Source organism: Allobosea caraganae (genome assembly GCF_003351345.1).
Taxonomy (GTDB): Bacteria; Pseudomonadota; Alphaproteobacteria; order Rhizobiales; family Beijerinckiaceae; genus Allobosea; species Allobosea caraganae.
In genome coordinates this window covers 42757-61713 of the sequence record NZ_QQTO01000011.1, presented here as the reverse complement: position 1 = coordinate 61713, position 18957 = coordinate 42757, and the positions used below count along the sequence as shown (strand labels likewise).

Here is an 18957-nt window from a genome sequence, read left to right as displayed (position 1 = left end):
AGGATCGTTGGGGCGGAATCTTTCGTTTGCGCCTGCATCTCCCACCGCCATAACTTTGGGGCAAGCTTGCAGCGCTAGACCTATCCTGATGCCGATGGCCACGAGCTTGGAGTGATGCGGATGTCGCAAGTATCAGCAGGCGGTGATGGCATCGCATCAGGTCGTCGCATCTGCCGGTTGTTCAGCTTCGGAGGACTTGCCCTCGCCGCTTCGCTCGCGGCCGCGCCGGTCATGGCGCAGCAGCCGACGCAGGCCGCGATCGAGGCGCTGCTGCCCGATCTGGAGAAACAGGTCGCGGCCGGGATGAGCGCGCTGTCGGTTCCCGGCGTCACGATCGGCATCGTCTTCGACGACAAGCTGATCTACAGCAAGGCTTTTGGCGCCAAGGAGGCCGGCAAGCCCGATCCCGTCACGCCGGACACGATCTTCCAGATCGGCTCGACGACCAAGGCCTTCTTCGCGACGACGCTGGCCCAGGCAGTCGATGCCGGCAAGCTGAAATGGACCGACCATGTCAGCGACTTCGTGCCGGCGTTCCAGCTCGCCGACCCGTTCGTCTCCAGAGATTTCCGCGTGCTCGACATCGCCGCCCAGCGCAGCGGCCTGACGCCCTATGTCAATGACGGTCTGGCCTTCCTCGGCTTCGACAAGGAGACGCTGTTCCGCTCGATGCGCGCGGCGCCGCAGACCGGCATCTTCCGCTCGGATTTCCGCTACCTCAACATCCCGCATCTGGCCGGCGGCGAGATCGTCGCCAAGGTCAATGGCGCCGAGTCCTGGGCCGCTTCAGTCAAGCGGACCCTGCTCGACCCGCTCGGCATGTCCTCCACCACCGCAACGGCCGAGGCGATCGCGCAGGCGCCGAACCACGCCATGGGCCACCGGCTCGACGACAAGCCGGTCGCGATCCCGTTCCACGCCGCCTTCCCCTATGCGCTGGGTCCGGCGGGCGCGTTCAACTCCAACGTCCCCGACATGGCGAAATGGCTGCGGCTCCAGCTCGGGCGTGGCCAGTTCGGTGAGAAGGTCATCGTCTCCGAGGAGAATCTCGACGTCACCTGGACCCCCCGCGTCGCGATCAACGAGCGGATGAGCTACGCCGTCGGCTGGCTCGCGATGGCGACGCCGCGCGGCCGGGCGATCTGGCACAATGGCGGCACCTCCGGCTTCGGCGCCCATGTCGGCTTCCTGCCGGACGCCAAGACCGGCATCGTGATCCTGACCAATATCGGCGGCCCCAGCCTCGCCGATGCGCTGGGGCTCTGGTTCTACGATCGCGTGCTCGGCAATCCGGCGATCGACAACATCGCGCTGGCGGCGGCCTCGTCGAAGAAGCAGCGCGAGCAGGAGAAGCTGGAGCAGGCGGCTTTCGTCGTCGGCCCGGTGCCGGCCAATCCGGCCCCGTTCACCGGCACCTATGCCTCGCCGGTCCTCGGCGACGCGGTGGTTTCGGTGGTCGACGGCAAGCTTCAGGCTAAGCTCGAGCGAACCGACCTGACCATGTTGCTGGAAGCGAACAAGGACGATCCGAACCTGTTCCAGGCCAGGCTCATCCCGGCGGGCGGCTATGAGGCGATCGTCGCCATCGTCGGCGACACGCCCTTCGTCCAGATGCGCTTCGAGCGCGACATGGCGGGAAAGATCACGCAGCTGCGCTGGATCAACCCGGAACTGCCGCATCTCTTCACCCGCCAGGAGCCATAGGGAGGATCCGATGACGAGCTTTCACAGCGTGATGCGGCTCAGCCTGGTCCTGACATTGGCCGTTGCGGCCGTGGTCGTGTTCCGCGGCTCAGCCTCCGCGGCTTCGCCTGCGCCCATGCTTCAGGCGCCGGCCATGGTCGAGCCGGCCCGCTCGATCCTGCGCGACCTGTTCCGCGACGACGGCGAGGACGATTTCGTCCATGACGACCATTACGACTGGAACGACTACCGCAACGCGACCTCGCGCAAGGAGCGCGTCCGCGATTTCTACGAGATGCAGCGTCAGGACCAGAAGAGCTACTGGAAGCAGCAGAAAGAAGCCCAGAAGGACATGATCAAGCGCCAGCGCGGGTGGTAGTCCATCGGGTTATCTGAAACCGGCCGCTCTCGTCATGGTCGCCCTTGTGGCGACCATGACGATGGGGGGCAGAGGGCGTCATTTCGCCAGCGTCACCGGCACGGCGAAGGAGCGCTTCACCTGTCCCAGCGCAAAACTGGTCTCGATCGAGGCGATGTTGTCGAGCCGGGTCAGCTTGTCCTTGAGGAAGCGCTCATAGGCCGCGAGATCGGCGACGATGATGCGCAGCAGGTAGTCGCGCGGGCCGGTCATCAGGTAGCAATCGGCCACCTCCGGCCAGCGCGAGACGGCGGTGCCGAAGCGGTCGAGCTCCTCCTCGCGCTGGCGCTCCAGCTTGATCGAGGCGAAGACCGAGACCGGCAGGCCGAGCTTGTCCTGGTTCACCAGCGCGACATAGCCTTCGATGATCCCCGCCTCCTCCAGCAACCGCACCCGCCGCGCGCAGGGCGAGGGCGACAGCCCTACCTTCTGGGCGAGGTCCTGGTTGCTCATCCTTCCATCGGCCTGGAGGGCCTGGACGATGCGGCGGTCGATGTCGTCGAGTTTGTAATCTGGCATCTTCTCTCGCTTTCGGCGGCAAGATTAGCGGGAATCGCCAAGAGTGGAAGGCAGGGAGCTGATCTTTAGCTGCCTTTGCCGGGCGAAGCATGCATGATGGCGGGAGACGTCTTGACTTGGTAGCCAGTTGCCAGGGAAGGGCGCGGGGAACCCTCTCCTGTAAGGAGAGGGCAGGGTGAGGTGTCGGCCAGAACACCAGTGAGGCTGAGCGAAAGCCGCGGTCAGCTCACGGCTTCAGCGTCAAATGGCCGACACCTCACCCCTGCCCCTCTCCTTACAGGAGAGGGGTTCCCCGCGCCGGCCTTGCTTCATCTGGACGCCATTGCGCCTGGAGTGAACGAATCCATGTCCGATCCCCGCCTGCCCGTTCTCGCCGAGCTGGAGAAGAAGATCCTCTGGCTCGCGTCGTGGACGATCCACAACGCCAACCATCTCAGAGATAATGGCGACGGCATGAAGGTGGGCGGGCATCAGGCCTCGTCCGCCTCGCTGGCGACGATCATGACGGCGCTCTACATGGCGGCGCTGAAGCCGCAGGACCGGGTCGCGGTGAAGCCGCATGCCTCGCCGATCTTCCACGCCATCAACTACCTGATGGGCTTGCAGACGCGCGAGAAGCTGGAGAATTTCCGCGGCTATAAGGGCGCGCAGAGCTATCCCTCGCGCACCAAGGACATCGACGACGTCGATTTCTCCACCGGCTCGGTCGGCCTTGGCGTGGCGCAGACGCTGTTCTCCTCGCTGACCCAGGACTACGTCAAGGCGCATGGCTGGGGCGGCGATCGGCCGGACGGGCGCATGGTCTCGCTGATCGGCGACGCGGAGCTCGACGAAGGCAACATCTTCGAGGCCCTGATGGAGGGCTGGAAGCACGGCGTCCGCAATACGTGGTGGGTGATCGACTATAACCGCCAATCGCTCGATGCCGTCATTCGCGAGGGGCTCTACGACCGCTTTGAGCAGATGTTCCGCAATTTCGGCTGGGACGTCGTGACGCTGAAATACGGTTCGCTGCAGCAGGCCGCCTTCAAGGAGAAGGGTGGCGAGCGCCTGAAGGCCTGGATCGATTCCTGCCCGAACCAGCTCTATTCGGCGCTGACCTTCCAGGGCGGCGCGGCTTGGCGCAAGCGGCTGATGGATGATCTCGGCGACCAGGGCCCGGTGACCAGGCTGATCGAGAAGCGCTCCGATGCCGAGCTATCGAAGCTGATGTGCAACCTCGGCGGCCATGACCTGCCCTCGATCCTGGAGGCCTTCGAATCGATCGACCATGATCGTCCCGTTTGCTTCCTCGCCTATACCGTCAAGGGCTTCGGCCTGCCGCTGGCCGGGCACAAGGACAACCATGCCGGGCTGATGACCAAGGAGCAGATGGAAGGCTTCAAGCGGGCCAACACGATCCGCCCGGGCCATGAATGGGACCTGTTCGAGGGGCTGTCGCTGCCCGAGGCCGATATCCGCGCCTTCCTCGGCAAGGTGCCGTTCTTCTCCAAGGGGCGGCGGCGCTTCTCGGCGCCCTCGCTGCCGGTGCCGGCCAAGCTGGAGGTCGGCATCCAGGCTACGATGTCGACGCAGATGGGCTTCGGCAAGGTGCTGGACGAGCTCGCCAAGCTCGGTGGCCCGCTGGCCGACCGCATCGTCACGACGGCGCCGGACGTCACGGTCTCGACCAATCTCGGCCCCTGGGTGAACCGGCGCGGCCTGTTCGCGCGGGCGTCGATGGCCGATACCTTCAAGGACGAGCGCATCCCCTCGATGCAAAAGTGGGAGTTCTCGCCCAAGGGCCAGCATATCGAGCTCGGCATCGCCGAGATGAACCTGTTCATCAACCTCTCGGCGCTCGGCCTGTCGCATTCGATCTTCGGCGAGCGGCTGATCCCGATCGGCACGCTCTACGACCCGTTCATCTCGCGCGGCCTCGATGCGCTGAACTATGCCTGCTACCAGGATGCCCGCTTCATGGTGGTGGCGACGCCGTCGGGCGTGACGCTGGCGCCGGAGGGCGGCGCGCACCAGTCGATCGCGACGCCGCTGATCGGCATGAGCCAGGACGGGCTCTGCGCCTTCGAGCCCGCCTTCGTCGACGAACTCGCGGTGATGATGCGCTGGTCGTTCGAATATCTGCAGAAGGATGGCGAGGGCGACCCGGACGAGCGCACCTGGCTGCGCGACGAGACCGGCGGCTCGGTCTATCTCCGGCTCTCGACAAAGCAGGTCGAGCAGCCGCAGCGCGTGATGACGCCGGAGCTGGAGCGCGAGATCATCGACGGCGCCTATTGGCTCAGGAAGCCCGGTCCGAACGCCTCGGTGGTGATCGCCTATACCGGGGCAGTCGCGCCGGAGGCGATCGAGGCGGTCGGCTTGCTCAGCGAGGACCGGCGCGATGTCGGCCTGCTCGCGATCACCTCGGCCGACCGGCTCAATGCCGGCTGGCAGGCGGCGGAGCGGGCGCGCCAGCGCGGCAACCATGAGGCGACCAGCCATATCGAGCGGCTGCTCGGCGAGCTCTCGCGCGATTGCGGCATCGTTTCGGTGCTGGACGGGCATCCGGCGACGCTGGCCTGGCTCGGCAGCGTGCATGGCCATCGCCAGAAGGCGCTCGGCGTCGAGCATTTCGGCCAGACCGGCACGGTGGCGGATCTCTACCGGCACTTTGGCATCGACGCGAACGCGATCGTGCACGCAGCGCAGGCCGCGGCGCCGGGGCGGCCGGTGCGGTATCTGAAGGCGTTGCCGTAGTCGTCGGGTGTCATCCCGCACGCGCTGCGGCGCAGATGCGAACCGCATGACGAGGAAGCGCGGGAGCCCTCTCCTGTAAGGAGAGGGTGGGGTGAGGTGTCGGCCGTTGGACGTTGAAGCGCCGCGGTAGTGAGGTTGGCGTCTCGCTGGGCGAGGGGCCTACACCTCACCCTGCCCTCTCCTTACAGGAGAGGGTTCCCCGCGGCCTATTTTGCGAGATGCTGCTTCACATTGACCCCGGCCAGCAGCACGCCGCCAACCAGGAAAAACACGATCAGCACCGCCAGCCCCGCCTGTTGGCTGGCGAATATCGTCGTCGCCAGAGCGACGCAGGTCGGCCCCATGAACGAGGTCACCTTGCCCGAGAGCGCGAACAATCCGAAGAACTCGCCATGCCGCCCGGCCGGAGCCAGCCGCGCCATCAGGCTGCGCGAGGAGGCCTGGAGCGGGCCGGCGACGAGGCCGATCAGCAGGCCGAGTGCGAGATAGACGCGCTCCGGCAGCGAGGCGAAGAGCCCGTCTCCCAGCGCTGGCGGCGCGGCGGGGATGACGAAGAACACGTGATCCGCCGCGAGCGAGAGGATGCCGAGGCAGGCGAAGAGCAAGCAGGCGATCGAGCCGAGCACCACTGGCTTGCCGCCGATGCGGTCGTCGAGCCGGCCGCCGATGATGGCGCCGAACGTGCCTGTGATGGTCAAGAGGATGCCGAAGATGCCGAGCTCGATGGTCTGCCAGCCGAAGACGCCGGCGCCGTAGATGCCGCCGAAGGCGAAGAGCGCCACGAGCCCGTCCTGGTAGATCATATTGGCGAGCAGGAACCGGCCGAGAGCCGGCAAACGCGGCAATTCGCGCAGCGTCTCGCGTAGCCGGGCGACGCCGCCCTTGGCCGCGGCCTTCAGGCTCAGGCCGGTCTTGGGCGAATCCGGGGTCAGCAGGAACATCGGCAGGACGAAGACGATGAACCAGAGCGCCGTCAGCGGGCCGGAGAAGCGGTCGCCCTCGCGGGCGGCGGCATCGAGGCCAAAGATGGGGGTGAGGCCGGCCAGCGTCTTGCCGGTCAGCGGATCGGCGGCCAGCAAGGCCAGCGTCAGCGCCAGCGAGATCAGTCCGCCGCAATAGCCGGTGGCCCAGCCGGTGCCGGAGAGCCAACCCAGGCGCTCGGGCGGCACCAGCCGCGTCATCATCGCATTGTTGAAGATCGTCGCGAACTCGGCGCCGATCGTGCCGATCATGAAGCCGATCAGCGCGATCGGCACGGCGAGCGGTGAGCCCGGCCTGGCGAACCAGAGTAATCCGGAGCCGAGGACCAGCAGCGCGCCGAAGGCGGCGATCCAGGGTTTGCGCGGGCCGGTGCGGTCGGCGATGCCGCCGATCAGTGGCGAGAGCAGCGCGATGCAAAGGCCGGCAAAGCCAGTGGCATAGCCCCAGAGCGCCTGCCCTTCGGTCGGGTCCGAGGCCAGCGCCGAGGCGAAGAAGGGCGCGAAGACGAAGGTCGTGACCAGCGTGAAGAAGGGCTGGGCCGCCCAGTCGAAGAACAGCCAGGCGGTGACGGCGCGGCGCGGCGGATAGGTGACGGGAGCGACCGCGTCGGGAGCCGGAATGGAGTTCACTGCAAGGTCGTTTCTGGGTCGCTGCCGCCGCGGGCCAGCTCGATCTCGGTGATGGCGACCAGCACTTCGGCGCGGCTCTTCAGGCTCTGCGCCTCCAGCAGCGCCTGCTTCTCGCGCGGGCCGAACGGGCACATCATCGAGAGCGCATTGACCAGGGCCTCGTTCGGCGCCTCGTTGACGCCCTTCCAGTCGATCTTGAGGCTGTTGGCCTTGGCGAAGGCTCTGAGCGCCCGCAGCAGGGCGGTGCGGTCGACCTCGTCCTCGCCGGCCCGCGCGGTGAAGTCGATGGCGAACTCGTCATAGGAGACGCGGGCCTGGCGATAGGCGGTGGTCACCGAGAGCTCGTCGACGATGCGGAAGCGGGCGATGCCGGTCAGCGTCAGGATGTAGCGGTCGTCGCCGGTCTCGGCGAACTGGGTGATGCGGCCGAGGCAGCCGACCTGGAGCAGGCCGGGCGTCGCCAGCTGCCGCCCGTGCTCCGGCTCGGGCTGGACCATGCCGATGGTGCGGTGGCCGCTGCGCAGGGCGTCGTCGACCATGGCGAGATAGCGCGGCTCGAAGATGTTGAGCGGCATCTGCCCGCGCGGCAGGAGCAGAGCGCCGACCAGCGGGAAGACCGGGATGACCTGCGGGCAATCCTCGGCTCCGTTGTAGACGGCGTTCATGCCCATCGGCGCGTCATCCTCCATGTGGTACCCCAGATAATTAGCTGGCCTCAGGAGAAGAGCAGCGTCGAGAGCTTGCGACGCCCGCCGATCGTGTGCTCGTCCATCGGCCCCCACGCCTCGAAGAACTGCAGCAGCTGCTTGCGCGCGCCGTCGTCGTTCCAAGCGCGGTCGGCCTTGATGATGGCGACGAGATGGTCGACCGCCTCCTCGCGCCGGTCGTTCGCGTTCAGCGCCAGCGCCAGGTCGAAGCGGGCCTGGTGATCCTTGGGATTGGCGGCGACCTTGGCCTCCAGCTCGGCCGTATCGCCGAGCGCGGCGGCTTGTTCGGCGAGCTCGATCGCGGCGCGCACGGCCACCAGCGCCGGATCGGCCGCCTTGTCCTCCGGCGCCGCGGCGAGGATACCCTTGGCGCCCTCGATGTCGCCGACATCGAGATGCAGCCGGGCGAGCCCGGCGAGCGCTGCGACGTTCTCGGGCTCGAGCTGGAGCACGCCGGCATAGAGCTCGCTGGCGCCGGCGGCATCGCCGGCCTCGGCTGCCTCCTGCGCGGCGAGAATCAGCTCCTCGGTGGCGCCCGGGCCCATTGGGCCGACGAGCTTCTCGATGAAGCCCTTCACCTGGCTCTCGGGCAGCGCGCCCATGAAGCCGTCGACGGGCTGGCCGCGCTGGAAGGCGATCACGGCGGGAATCGACTGGATGCCGAGCTGGCCCGGGATCTGCGGGTGGTCGTCGATGTTCATCTTGACGAGCTTGACCTTGCCGCCAGCGTCCTTGACCACCTTCTCCAGGACGGGAGTGAGCTGCTTGCAGGGGCCGCACCACGGCGCCCAGAAATCGACCAGCACCGGCTGGGTCATCGATTCCGTGACGACGTCCTGCCGGAAGCCTTGCGTCGTCGTGTCCTTGATCAGGCCGGGTTGTTCGGCCGCCTCGCCATTGACCAGCATGGGTCGTCCTTCATCTCATCGATCGGCCGGGCCGCGATCCGGCGGCAAAGTATGATCCGCCTTTTAGACCATGGTCCCGGTATGTGAAATCCGTGCGCATGGCTGCCCGATGCGCGCGCCATAGATGGGGAGGCTCGGCCCGTCTGTCCATCGCTTCGGCACGATGTCGTCCGAAAAGCGCGCCGTCACGCTTCGGGTGGCGCGGGCAGGTCGACGATCATCGGCTCGTGGCCGGTGGCGCGCAGGAATCTCAGCATGTCCTCGCGCGCGATCCGCAGAGTCGCAGTGTTGACCAGCGGATGGAAATTCATCGGCTCGCCGGTCATCAGGTTCGCATCGAGCACCATCGTCACGCGCCCGGTGCGGTCGTTGATCACGGCGAAGGCGGTGACGGAGCCGGGCGTGACGCCGAGCGTCTCGAACAGCAGTTCGGCCGAGCCGAAGGAGAGGCGGCCGCTGGCGCCCAACGTCTCGTGCAGGCGCTTCAGGTCGATCCTGGTGCTTTCCAGCGCCGAGACCAGGAAGAGCCTGCCCTTCTTGTCCTTCAGGAACAGGTTTTTGGTGTGGTGGCCATGGACCGCGCCGCGCAGCGACTTGGATTCGGCGACGGTGAAGACCGCCTCGTGGTCGGTGCGGGTGACGGCGATGCCGAGCGCGTCGAGCGCGGCGATCAGGTCGGCGGGCTGCGCCGGCTTCGGGATATCGATCGGCAGGGCGAAGGTCATCGGGAGCTGCGTCTCAGGCTTCGGATCATCGGCCCGGCGCATCGCCGGGGCCGAGCGACCACATGAGCGATTGCGCGACCGGCGTCCAGAGCCCGACCGGCAGTCCCGCCTTGCGCAGGGCCTCGCCGACCCAGACATTGCAGCTCCGCAACAGCCAGAAGCGGTCGCGCCCGCGCAGGAAGGCATCGCCGGTGCCATGCGTGACGCCGGGGAGAGCGATCGGCTCGCCGGCCCCGCCCGGCTGCAGGCTGTCCTCGACATGGCGGGCGAGTGCGCGGTAGCCCGCCTCCGTCAGTACGAACCGGCGCACGCTCTCGCCGGCCCGGATCGCGACCAGCGGCTGGACATGGACGACCGAGCGGTCGAAGGCGACGGCCTTGAGCATGAGGGCGGGCGAAAGATCGGCCAGCGTGCCGAGTTCGGTATAGGCGGCCTGCGAACCCCAGCCGAAGGCGATCAACGGCGCATCGAGCGAGGGCCGGGTGATCGGCGAGGCCTGCAGGAGCGGCCGCCAGTCCTTGGCGTCGGTCTGCGTCGGCACGACGACATCGGTGTGGAAGCCGTTGGTCATCACGTAGATCGTCACCGTGCCGTCACTGGCTGCGGCTGGCCCGCTGCGCAGCGGCACGGCGCCGGCGAGAAGGGCAAGGCCGGTCGCGGCCAGGAGAACGGCCAGGCCGAGCGCGCCGGCGCGCAGGCCGCGCCGAAGCAGGCGAATCGCGCGGGACGAGCCCACCGCCTTCAGCATTCCAATCCGGACCCGCGTCGCATCGCGAAACGATGCCCGAGCGGCCGGGTGAAGTCGAGCGATGCCGGCTCGCCGGGCTTTCGTCCAGTTCCTGTGAAGTTCCTGCAACAAGGCGCTTGCGCTTCGCGACGCTTTGGGGCAATAAGCCGGCCTCGCCGCTGGAAACGGCGCGACGATGTCCGGACGCGGGAGTAGCTCAGGGGTAGAGCACAACCTTGCCAAGGTTGGGGTCGAGGGTTCGAATCCCTTCTCCCGCTCCAGACATCTTTCCCAACCAGAAAGATCGCAAGCGTCGGATTTTCCGGCGCTTTTTGCGTTTGGGCGTTGGATCTGCCGGAGAGGTTTCGCAGACGCGGCGGAAGGCCGTGGTTACAGCGTGGTTACATAGTCAAGAGGTTGCATCGCAGCACGGCTTTTTGGTTGAAGATGTACGAAAGCGTTCGCGCTTGGCGCTATGAGATTCCCATACTTGGATGCGATGGCATGGGGTGACAGGCGCAACGTGGTACCGTGCGCCCGTCCTCCAAGATGTCCATCCGCGGTAGATGGTACCGGGCCTTCGCCAGAAGCGGCTCATTGGTTCGTATCACGCCAACTACGGACATTGGGAGGTTACCCGGGACCGGACATTGGGAGGTTACCCGGGACCGGACATTGGTCGCGGAACCAAGCGGGATCTTGCGCCTAACCGGCATCGGCTCCGGGCGGTCCTGCCAGGACCCAAAAGCCATACGTCAAGTCGTCATTGCGCTAAGGCCTATCGGACCCGCACTAGCTTGCGGATATGGCAAAGGTCTTTCGGAAGAGGCTCGCCCGGAAAGAGCATTGGCCAAGAATTATTGCCGACCTGCCCGACATAGATGTCGCCGTGGGAATCCAGCGACAGGGAATGCGTCGAGAGGAACTGGCCGGGATCGTTGCCTGCCGGCGGGTCGCCGATGAGCCGGCCGAGGAGCTTGCCCTCCTTCGTCATGATGCTGACCCGCGGCCCGATATTGGGCGCGTGCCGGTTGAACGCATAGAAGGGGCCGAGTTCGCCGATATAGCAGATCGGATCATCGTCCTCCGACAGGAAGAGGCCGCCCGGACGATGGATATTATTGATCTGCCAGAGGAACTTGCCGTCGCCGTCGAAGACCTGGACGCGATGGTTCTCGCGGTCGGCGACGTAGAGGCGCCCCTGCTTGTCGCAGCAGATCGCATGGGGGAGGTTGAACTCGCCTTCGCCCGTGCCGGATTCGCCCCATGAGCTCACCAGCTCGCCATCATAGGTGTATTTATAGACCTTGGCGTTCCCGTAGCCGTCGGTGACGTAGAGATATTTCAGGTCCCGCGACAGGACCGTATGGGTCGGGCGGTTGAACGGCTTGCCGCTCATATAGGGCGCCGGCTGGTCCGGCGTGCCGAGCGTCATCAGCACCTTGCCGCCCGGCGTGCAGCGGCGAACCGTGTGGTCGCCCCAGTCGGTGCAGTAGACATACCCGTCCTCGCCGACATAGACGCCGTGGGCGCTCTTGAAGACGTCCTGGCCCCAGGTCTCGATGAAATTGCCCGCGGTATCGACAACGATCATCGGGTTCGGCCCGCGATTGAACAGGTAGACGCGGTCGTTCTTGTCCACGGTGACGGCCGATACGTCGCCGATCTCGATATCGGCGGGGATGCGAGGCCAATGCTCTTCGACCCGGTACCGGTATTCGCCGGTGCCCATGATGACGCTCATTGCTTTTCCTTCCAGTTTTCCGATTGCATCAAAGGTCTCAGACCGTCAGCGCCTTCACCCGCTTCCAGTCGACTTCCATGCCGAAGCCCGGGGCTTCGGTGAGATGCAGCCGTCCGTCCTTGTAGAAGGCGCCGCCGCTGAAGATCTCGTGGTGGACCGGGTGCATGTGCGGGTCAGGCACGCATTCGGCGCCATAGGCTCCCTTGCCGAGTGCCGAGGCGATATGGGCGTGCAGATGCGGCCAGGAATGCGGCTGCACCATCACGTTCCTCTGCTCGGCATAAAGCGCGACGCGCAGGCCTTCCGTGATCCCGCCGAAGCGGGCCGAGTCGAACTGGATGTAACGGAGCGCCCCTGAATCGATGTAGTCGCGGGCCGCGAAGCGGTGCCATTCGCGTTCGCCATGGGCGAGCGGGATCGGGCAGGAATTGGCGAGCCGCACGAAATCCGCCGGCTGCAGGTACCAGTGCAGCGGCTCCTCCAGCCAGGCGATGTCGAATTCCGCCACCGTGTTGGCGTATTCGATGCAGTCCTCGACATTGTAGGCGGCGTTGACGTCGAGAGCGAGCTGGACGTCGGGGCCGATCGCGTCGCGCACGGCCTTGATGCGCTCGACCTCCTCCTTGAGCGACAGGCCGCCAGATTTCAGCTTCACGGCCTTGAAGCCGCGATCGACGAACTCGGCCAGCTCCTCGGCGTAGTCGGAAGGCTTGCCGTTCTTGCGATACATGCCGCCGACGCCATAGGTGAAGACATCGGTGCGGGTGCCGCCCATTAGGCGGAAGACCGGCAGGTTGACCGACTTCGCCTTGATGTCCCAGAGCGCGATGTCGATGCCGGCCATCGCCGCCATGAACTCCCAGCGCAAGTGGCGCGCCAGCGGCGCCGGCAGGCCGTCGCCGTCGAAGACGGCGCCCGGCCGCGGCGTGGTGAGCGACAGCATCCGGTCCCAGATCTCGGTATGACCACGCGGGTCGAGGCCGATGAGCGTCGGGATGATCGATTTCAGCATGTCGCAGACCACCGGCTGCGGGCCGCTCGCGATCTCGCCGATGCCGACCACGCCTTCGTCGGTCCGGACTTCCACCAGGGTCAGAATAGCGCGGGCGAAAGGCTCGTGAGCCGTCCAGGACAGGCGGTTATGATCCGCCTGCAGGGGATGGACGATGATGTCGGTAATCTTCATGAAGTGGCATCCTTTCGCGCAGTCGTAAGTTTGATGGCTTCTCCGGCGTAGCTGGATCGTCCCGCCTTCGGACAAGTTTGCCCGCTGCGGTAATCCGGTTGCCCCGGCCCGTTGGAAAATCTGGGTAATAAGCGTCCGTATTGGACTTCGATTTCGGGCGATTACGGATCGAGACCGAAATTCGCGAGGTTTACATCTTGCTCAGATCAAGCGGGCTCCCTCGCTTTGTCGTCGAGGTTGACGACATCGTCGATGATCGACTTCCTTTTGACCTTGAAGTAGATCATCACCGCTGCCGTGAAGAGCAGGATGCCCAGGCTGATCGGGTTCTTGAGGAAGACCGAGACATCGCCGTTGCCGATGATCATCGCCCGTCGAAAATTCTGCTCGAGCAACGGCTCCAGGACGACGGACAGAATCAGCGGCGCCGGATTGGCTCCCAGGATGCGGAACAGGATGCCGAGCAGGCCGAGGCCCGCCGCGAACAGGATGTCGAAATAGGAGTTCTGCTCGCTGTAGACCCCGATGCAGGAGAAGGCGATGATCGGCGGATAGAGAACGTGAAAGGGCATGCCGAGCAGCCGCACCCAGAGGCCGATCAGCGGCAGGTTCAGCACGAGCAGCATCAGGTTGCCGATCCACATGCTGGCGATCAGCCCCCAGAACAGCGCCGGATGGTCAGTCATGACGCCGGGACCGGGCGCTATGCCCTGGATCTGCAGCGCGCCGAGCATGATCGCCATGGCTGCGCCCGCCGGAATGCCGAGCGTCAGCATCGGGATGAAGTGGGTGATGGCAGCCGCGTTTGCCGCGGCTTCTGGCCCGACCACCCCTTCGATCGCCCCCTTGCCGAATCGGGAGGGGTCCTTCGCCAGGCGCTTCTCCATCGAATAGCCGACGAACGAACTCAGCATCGGCCCGGTGCCGGGAAAGATGCCGAAGGCCGACCCGAGCGCCGTCCCGCGCAGGATCGGCTTCCAGGAGCGCGTGAGATCATCGCGCGACGGAATCAGCCCGCGGAAGCTGAAGCTCATCTTCTGGCGAATGGCCGTGGTGCCGGAGTATTCGATGATCTCGGTGAAGGCATAGAGGCCGACGGCCACCGCGACGAAGTTCACCCCGTCGGACAGCGACGGAATGCCGAAGGCATAGCGTTCGTCGCCCGTGGTCAGATCGGTACCGACCGCCCCGATCAGAAGGCCGATCATGCACATGCCGAGCGTCGTCACGAGGCTGTCATCGGTCAGGATGGAGGCCATGATCAGCGCCATGACGATGGTGGCGAAGTATTCGGTCGGCCCGAAAGCAAGCGCGATATGGGACAATTGCGGCGAGAGCGCCGCGACGATCATGAAAGCGACGCAGCCCGCGACGAAGGAGGAGATCGCAGACATGGCCAGCGCCGCGCCCGCTCGCCCTTTCTTGGCCAATGGATATCCGTCGAGACAGACGACGACGGAACTGGGTTCGCCAGGCATGTTCAACATGATGGCCGTCGTCGAGCCCGCATGGTTGGCGCCGTAATAGATGCCCGCGAGCATGATGAGCGAGCCGATCGCCGGCATGTGGAAGGTCAGCGGGATCAGCATGGCGATCGTCGTCACCGGCCCGATGCCGGGCAATACGCCGACAGCGGTCCCCACCGTCGCGCCGATCAGGCAGAACATCAGGTTTTCCGGCGTCATCGCGACGTGGAAGCCCATCAGAAGACTTTGCAGAAAATCCATTTTCTATCGTCTCCCAGGAACTACCAGAATAGTTTGATCGGAAGCTTGATGAGGTGGAGGAAGACGCCCCAGGTCATGCCGAGCACGGCGATGTAGATGACCGCGACTTCGATCGGATGCTTGAGGACCCGGTCGTAGCAAGTGCCGAGAACCATGAAGAGGAGCGAGACGGCGAGGCCCGCGCGGTCGATCAGCAAGGCCATCGCCACGATGCCCGAGATGATGAAGAACGTCGGTACCAGCGACAGGGGCTCGACTTCGGTATGCGAGTGCGACCGGATGCCGATCACGATCGATGCGGCTCCCGCCAGCACCAGCCCGATACCGAGCAGCATCGGGAAGTAGCCCGGCCCCATCGCGGTGAGCGTCCCGATCGGCCGGGGAAGCTCCCAGAGCGCGATCAGGCCGATGACGCCGAACAGGACACCAAGCCAGAACTGTCGGATATTTTGGATTTGCAGCATGCCTGTTTCCCGTGTCGCCGGCGCTGACCGGCCGCAGAACTCGGTCCGCATGGCGCCGTTGCCGCTCCGGCATCGGTAGGCATGCGTCGTTTGAAGGATCGGCTATGCGGCGGCCGACACGTCCGGCGGCGGTCGTCGCACAGCGCCTGCGGAAGAGGATGGCCCGCGCGGCCTAGGGCATCGGACCGAAAAGTGGAATCCGGTTTTCGGAAAGATCCGATGCAACAACAAAGGCCTAGATCGTCACTTTGCGTCCGGTAGGACGCACGGCGATCTAGGGGCCGGAAAGCCGGAAGTCGATCGCCTTGGCGGCCTTGGTCCATTTATTGAGATCATTGACGACGAAGGTCTTGAACTCGTCGCCCGTGAGCCCGAACGGCTCGAGACCCAGCGAATTGAGTCGTTCCGTCATGCCGGGACTCTTGAGGACCTTCTGGACATCGTCCCTCACCTTCTGGACGATAGCCGCCGGGGTGCCGGCCGGGGCCAGGATGCCGTAATAGAGATCCGAAGTCAGATTAGGATAACCCGCCTCGGCAATCGTCGGCACATCCGGCAAAGCGCTGGCTCGTTTGCTGCCGGAGACCACGATCGCGCGCAGGGTGCCCGCCTTGATATAGGGCAACACCGTCGAGGGGCCTTGCTCGGTGAACTCCGCATGGCCGCCGGCGACCGCGACGGATGCAGGACCGCCGCTATCGTAGGGGACGTGCTTCAAGTCCAGGCCAAGCTCTTTCGCAATATAGGCCGCCTGCAGGTGAGAACCGCCACCCGGGCCCGTACTCGCATAATTCATCTGGCCCGGATGAGCCTTCGCATAGTCGAGGAATTCCTTCATGTTCGTGATCGGCAGCTTGGCGGACACGCTATGGACGAGCGGGTAGGAGCTGAAAGACGAGATGAATTCGAAACTGCCCGGAATCTTGTAAGGGACCGTCGCCTTGACGGCGGGCAAGATGGAGAGCCCGTCAGATGAAGCCCAGAGCAGGGTGTAGCCGTCGGGCTTGGCCTTGGAGACGAAGTCGATGCCGATCTGGGATGCCGCGCCAGGCCGATTTTCGATGATGACGCTCTGTCCCCACTCCTTGCTGAGCTGCTCTGCGACGATACGGGCCGTGATGTCGGTGCCGCCACCCGGTGCGTACGGCACGATGACCCGCACGGTCTGCGTGGGATAATCCGTCGTCTGCGCGATGGTCGAAGCTGCGGGAGCAAAAGCGAAGGCAGCCAATAGAAAACGCAAGAGTTTCCGGTTCATCCATTTCCTCCTAATCTTATTGGATCCAAGTCGATCGACAAATCGATCGATGGATCAACTCATTCCGGTTGTGTGTCGGGGCTCAGAACGCTGGTTCTGCAACCGCTTGGATATGATCGTCGGAGGAAGCGCTGCGCGGCGACGCGCAGCGCCCGTCGATAAAGACGGCTCCCAGGGCTTATTGGCCGGACAGCTGGAAATCGATCGCCTTGGCGATCTTGGTCCAGCGGTTCAGGTCGGCGACGGCGAATGCCTTGAATTCCTCGCCGGTCAGGCCGAGCGGCTCGAGGCCGAGCGCCCGCAGCCTCTCGGCCATGCCCGGGCTCTTCAGGACGGCCTGCACGCCGTCACGAAGCTTCGCGACGATGTCCGCCGGGGTGCCGGCCGGCGCGTACATGCCATAGAAGAAGTCTTCGGTGAGGTCGGGATAGCCGAGCTCGCTGACGGTCGGAACATCCGGGAAAAGGATCGTGCGGTTTCGCCCGGAGGTCGCGATCGCGCGGACCGTGCCGTCCTTGATGTAGGGCGCGACGGTGGAGGGCGCGACGTCGGTAAACTCGGCATGGCCCCCGGCAACCGCCACGGTCGCGGGCGCTGCGCTGTCATAGGGCACGTGCTTGACGTCGAGCCCGAGCTCCTTCGCCATATAGGCCGGCTGCAAATGGCCGCCGCCGCCCGCGCCGGAGCTCGAATAGTGCATCTTGCCCGGGTTTGCTTTGGCGTAGTCGATGAATTCCTTCATGTTCGTGATCGGCAGCTTGCTATAGACGCCGAGGATCAACGGAAATGAAGAAAACGTCGAGACGAATTCGAAGCTGTCCGGGATCTTGTAGGGCATTTTCGGCTTGACCGCCGGAAGAACCGAAATCCCGTCAGCCGAAGACCACAGCAGCGTATAGCCGTCCGGCTTCGCCTTCGCGACGTAGTCGATGCCGATCTGCGACGCGGCGCCCGGTCGGTTCTCGACGATGACGCTCTGGCCCCATGCCTTGCCGAGAGCATCCGCGACAATGCGCGCGGTCAGGTCCGTGCCGCCGCCGGGCGTGAAAGGAACGATGATGCGGACATTTTGCGTAGGGTAATCGGTCCCCTGGGCATAAGCAGATCCGGTGAGGACAGATGTAACAACGGCCAACGTGAGCCCAACACTCTTCCAGAGCATAAGCATCCTCCCATGTTTTATTTATATTATGATTGCCGAACACCTGATGATCCGTGAGATATTTTCTCCCGCCATTCAGATCAAACCTGCAGCATTGAATTTTTAACAGCGTTGCGTCGCTCGGTCTAATTAGTAATCATCCGCACATGTGATGCATTTTTGTAATCAATCGCTGCCCGTTTACTTGCGCGAAAGCCACGTCGTTCTGCCGTTCCGGGCGGGGGAGGCGTCGCCAGAAGCGGCTTTTCATTTCGCGGAAAGATAAAATCGTAAGATCATTCAATTGGTTAGATAAAGAGAAGACGCCGCGAGGGGAAACAGGAAGCCGCATCCGCCTAGAGCTTCCGCGTGCCCCGACATCATGGTGAAATCGCGCGAGACATAAAAATTGCTGCAGTGCAGGATGAGAAAAGCGTGCGTTCCTGCCGTGTACTGTCATAAACTTGCAAGATGTCCGCGATCCACAACGTCACGTTGTCGCAAATTCGTGCCTTCGAGCGCACGGTCCGCCTCCACGGCGTGCACGCCGCAGCACGTCATCTCGGCCTGACACAGCCAGCCGTATCGCGCCGAATCCGCGAACTCGAACTGGCGCTCGGCATCAAGGTGTTCGTGCGCAGCGGCCGCTCCCTGCGGATCAGCCCGGACGGCGCCGCGCTCCTGGGTTACGCCGACGAACTCATCAACACCGCCGACGAAATGGCGGTGCGGCTCAGCACCGGCGACCCGCTGAACGGCACATTGCGCCTGGGGGTGAGCGCCAGCTTCGCAGTCGTTGGCCTCGACATCATGCTTGAGCGGCTGAACAAGCGCCATGCGGGGCTGAAGACGGCGGTTTACGTCGGCGACAGCAACACGATCAGCGAGCTCCTCAACGAGTTGAAGCTCGATCTTGCCGTCACCTCGGAATACCGCATCGCCGAACACATTCACCGTGAGCGCACAGGCGTCAACGTGCACGGCTGGTTTGCCAGTTCATCTCATGAATTCGACAAGGAGATCCTGTCTCCAGCCGACCTGGCACCGCATCACTTGATCATCACACCATCGCCGGCGCGCCACAACGCCAGCGTCATGCAGTGGTTTCGCCAGGCCAATATCACGCCGCAACGGCTCAGCACTTGCAACGAACTGGCGACGACGGTCCGGATGATCCTACGCGGCGTCGGGATCGGCTCGATGCCGGTCCGGGTGATGAAGCCCTATGTAGAGCAAGGCTTGGCGAAGGAGCTGAAAGCCTATCCGCCCATCCCGCCCTACGATGTCTGGATCTGCTACCAGGTCGAGGAGTTGGGGCCGAGCCTGCGCCAGGTGGTCGACCTGATCCAAGAGGTCGTCGCCGAGGAGAATATCTACACATAGAAAGGGCCGCGCGACCGC

General features: G+C 64.7%; 16 protein-coding genes and 1 tRNA gene. 5 read left to right on the top strand and 12 right to left on the bottom strand.

What is annotated here, in order from left to right:
* The first annotated feature begins 120 nt into the window (after positions 1-120).
* Both DWF00_RS05190 and DWF00_RS05185 read left to right on the top strand, forming a co-directional pair.
* Positions 121-1704, top strand: coding sequence for a serine hydrolase (locus DWF00_RS05190; protein ID WP_181832829.1), 1584 nt, complete (start codon positions 121-123; stop codon positions 1702-1704).
* A 10-nt stretch (positions 1705-1714) separates the two neighbouring features.
* Complete coding sequence (locus DWF00_RS05185) at positions 1715-2062, top strand: hypothetical protein (RefSeq protein WP_114831708.1); 348 nt, start codon at positions 1715-1717, stop codon at positions 2060-2062.
* Positions 2063-2140: 78 nt separating this feature from the next.
* On the opposite strand, the gene DWF00_RS05180 is transcribed toward DWF00_RS05185, so the two are convergent.
* Positions 2141-2620 (bottom strand): Lrp/AsnC family transcriptional regulator, encoded by a 480-nt coding sequence (locus tag DWF00_RS05180; protein WP_114831707.1) that lies wholly within the window; start codon positions 2618-2620, stop codon positions 2141-2143.
* Between the two features lie 345 nt (positions 2621-2965).
* On the opposite strand from DWF00_RS05180, the gene DWF00_RS05175 reads away from it, so the two are divergent.
* The gene (locus DWF00_RS05175; protein WP_114831706.1) at positions 2966-5359 is read left to right on the top strand and encodes a transketolase-like TK C-terminal-containing protein; all 2394 of its coding nucleotides are present in this window, start codon (positions 2966-2968) and stop codon (positions 5357-5359) included.
* Positions 5360-5565: 206 nt separating this feature from the next.
* Here DWF00_RS05175 and DWF00_RS05170 read toward each other — a convergent pair whose 3' ends face one another.
* The 5 genes from DWF00_RS05170 to DWF00_RS05150 all read right to left on the bottom strand — a co-directional run bounded on the left by DWF00_RS05170 (position 5566) and on the right by DWF00_RS05150 (position 10057).
* The gene (locus DWF00_RS05170; RefSeq protein ID WP_114831705.1) at positions 5566-6969 is read right to left on the bottom strand and encodes an MFS transporter; all 1404 of its coding nucleotides are present in this window, start codon (positions 6967-6969) and stop codon (positions 5566-5568) included.
* Complete coding sequence (locus DWF00_RS05165; RefSeq protein ID WP_114831763.1) at positions 6966-7640, bottom strand: LON peptidase substrate-binding domain-containing protein; 675 nt, start codon at positions 7638-7640, stop codon at positions 6966-6968. The genes DWF00_RS05170 and DWF00_RS05165 overlap by 4 nt, the downstream gene beginning before the upstream one ends.
* A gap of 44 nt (positions 7641-7684) precedes the next feature.
* Complete coding sequence (gene trxA / locus DWF00_RS05160) at positions 7685-8584, bottom strand: thioredoxin (protein WP_114831704.1); 900 nt, start codon at positions 8582-8584, stop codon at positions 7685-7687.
* A gap of 185 nt (positions 8585-8769) precedes the next feature.
* Positions 8770-9309 (bottom strand): prolyl-tRNA synthetase associated domain-containing protein, encoded by a 540-nt coding sequence (locus DWF00_RS05155; protein ID WP_114831762.1) that lies wholly within the window; start codon positions 9307-9309, stop codon positions 8770-8772.
* 25 nt (positions 9310-9334) lie between these two features.
* The gene (locus DWF00_RS05150; protein ID WP_114831703.1) at positions 9335-10057 is read right to left on the bottom strand and encodes a TIGR02117 family protein; all 723 of its coding nucleotides are present in this window, start codon (positions 10055-10057) and stop codon (positions 9335-9337) included.
* 185 nt (positions 10058-10242) lie between these two features.
* Between DWF00_RS05150 and DWF00_RS05145 the strand changes: the two genes are divergently transcribed.
* Positions 10243-10317 (top strand) — tRNA-Gly (locus DWF00_RS05145).
* A gap of 497 nt (positions 10318-10814) precedes the next feature.
* Here DWF00_RS05145 and DWF00_RS05140 read toward each other — a convergent pair.
* The 6 genes from DWF00_RS05140 to DWF00_RS05115 all read right to left on the bottom strand — a co-directional run bounded on the left by DWF00_RS05140 (position 10815) and on the right by DWF00_RS05115 (position 17577).
* Positions 10815-11780 (bottom strand): peptidyl-alpha-hydroxyglycine alpha-amidating lyase family protein, encoded by a 966-nt coding sequence (locus tag DWF00_RS05140; protein WP_114831702.1) that lies wholly within the window; start codon positions 11778-11780, stop codon positions 10815-10817.
* 37 nt (positions 11781-11817) lie between these two features.
* On the bottom strand, positions 11818-12966 hold the full coding sequence (locus DWF00_RS05135; RefSeq protein ID WP_114831701.1) for a mandelate racemase/muconate lactonizing enzyme family protein: 1149 nt from the start codon (positions 12964-12966) through the stop codon (positions 11818-11820).
* A gap of 206 nt (positions 12967-13172) precedes the next feature.
* The gene (locus DWF00_RS05130; protein ID WP_114831700.1) at positions 13173-14693 is read right to left on the bottom strand and encodes a tripartite tricarboxylate transporter permease; all 1521 of its coding nucleotides are present in this window, start codon (positions 14691-14693) and stop codon (positions 13173-13175) included.
* Between the two features lie 20 nt (positions 14694-14713).
* Positions 14714-15157 (bottom strand): tripartite tricarboxylate transporter TctB family protein, encoded by a 444-nt coding sequence (locus DWF00_RS05125; RefSeq protein WP_181832828.1) that lies wholly within the window; start codon positions 15155-15157, stop codon positions 14714-14716.
* A 274-nt stretch (positions 15158-15431) separates the two neighbouring features.
* Positions 15432-16415 (bottom strand): Bug family tripartite tricarboxylate transporter substrate binding protein, encoded by a 984-nt coding sequence (locus DWF00_RS05120; RefSeq protein WP_114831698.1) that lies wholly within the window; start codon positions 16413-16415, stop codon positions 15432-15434.
* A 178-nt stretch (positions 16416-16593) separates the two neighbouring features.
* A complete protein-coding gene (locus tag DWF00_RS05115; protein WP_181832827.1) occupies positions 16594-17577 on the bottom strand; it encodes a Bug family tripartite tricarboxylate transporter substrate binding protein in 984 nt (327 codons plus the stop codon).
* 450 nt (positions 17578-18027) lie between these two features.
* Between DWF00_RS05115 and DWF00_RS05110 the strand changes: the two genes are divergently transcribed.
* Positions 18028-18939: a LysR family transcriptional regulator gene (locus DWF00_RS05110; protein ID WP_114831696.1), complete on the top strand. Its 912-nt coding sequence runs from the start codon at positions 18028-18030 to the stop codon at positions 18937-18939.
* Positions 18940-18957: the final 18 nt, after the last annotated feature.

Bases quoted from the DNA above. Each gene is read 5' to 3' on its own strand.
- DWF00_RS05190 (WP_181832829.1), top strand. From the start codon at position 121: ATGTCGCAAGTATCAGCAGGCGGTGATGGCATCGCATCAGGTCGTCGC.
- DWF00_RS05185 (WP_114831708.1), top strand. From the start codon at position 1,715: ATGACGAGCTTTCACAGCGTGATGCGGCTCAGCCTGGTCCTGACATTG.
- DWF00_RS05180 (WP_114831707.1), bottom strand. From the start codon at position 2,620: ATGCCAGATTACAAACTCGACGACATCGACCGCCGCATCGTCCAGGCC.
- DWF00_RS05175 (WP_114831706.1), top strand. From the start codon at position 2,966: ATGTCCGATCCCCGCCTGCCCGTTCTCGCCGAGCTGGAGAAGAAGATC.
- DWF00_RS05165 (WP_114831763.1), bottom strand. From the start codon at position 7,640: ATGGGCATGAACGCCGTCTACAACGGAGCCGAGGATTGCCCGCAGGTC.
- trxA (WP_114831704.1), bottom strand. From the start codon at position 8,584: ATGCTGGTCAATGGCGAGGCGGCCGAACAACCCGGCCTGATCAAGGAC.
- DWF00_RS05155 (WP_114831762.1), bottom strand. From the start codon at position 9,309: ATGACCTTCGCCCTGCCGATCGATATCCCGAAGCCGGCGCAGCCCGCC.
- DWF00_RS05150 (WP_114831703.1), bottom strand. From the start codon at position 10,057: ATGCTGAAGGCGGTGGGCTCGTCCCGCGCGATTCGCCTGCTTCGGCGC.
- DWF00_RS05140 (WP_114831702.1), bottom strand. From the start codon at position 11,780: ATGAGCGTCATCATGGGCACCGGCGAATACCGGTACCGGGTCGAAGAG.
- DWF00_RS05135 (WP_114831701.1), bottom strand. From the start codon at position 12,966: ATGAAGATTACCGACATCATCGTCCATCCCCTGCAGGCGGATCATAAC.
- DWF00_RS05130 (WP_114831700.1), bottom strand. From the start codon at position 14,693: ATGGATTTTCTGCAAAGTCTTCTGATGGGCTTCCACGTCGCGATGACG.
- DWF00_RS05125 (WP_181832828.1), bottom strand. From the start codon at position 15,157: ATGCTGCAAATCCAAAATATCCGACAGTTCTGGCTTGGTGTCCTGTTC.
- DWF00_RS05120 (WP_114831698.1), bottom strand. From the start codon at position 16,415: ATGAACCGGAAACTCTTGCGTTTTCTATTGGCTGCCTTCGCTTTTGCT.
- DWF00_RS05115 (WP_181832827.1), bottom strand. From the start codon at position 17,577: ATGCTCTGGAAGAGTGTTGGGCTCACGTTGGCCGTTGTTACATCTGTC.
- DWF00_RS05110 (WP_114831696.1), top strand. From the start codon at position 18,028: ATGTCCGCGATCCACAACGTCACGTTGTCGCAAATTCGTGCCTTCGAG.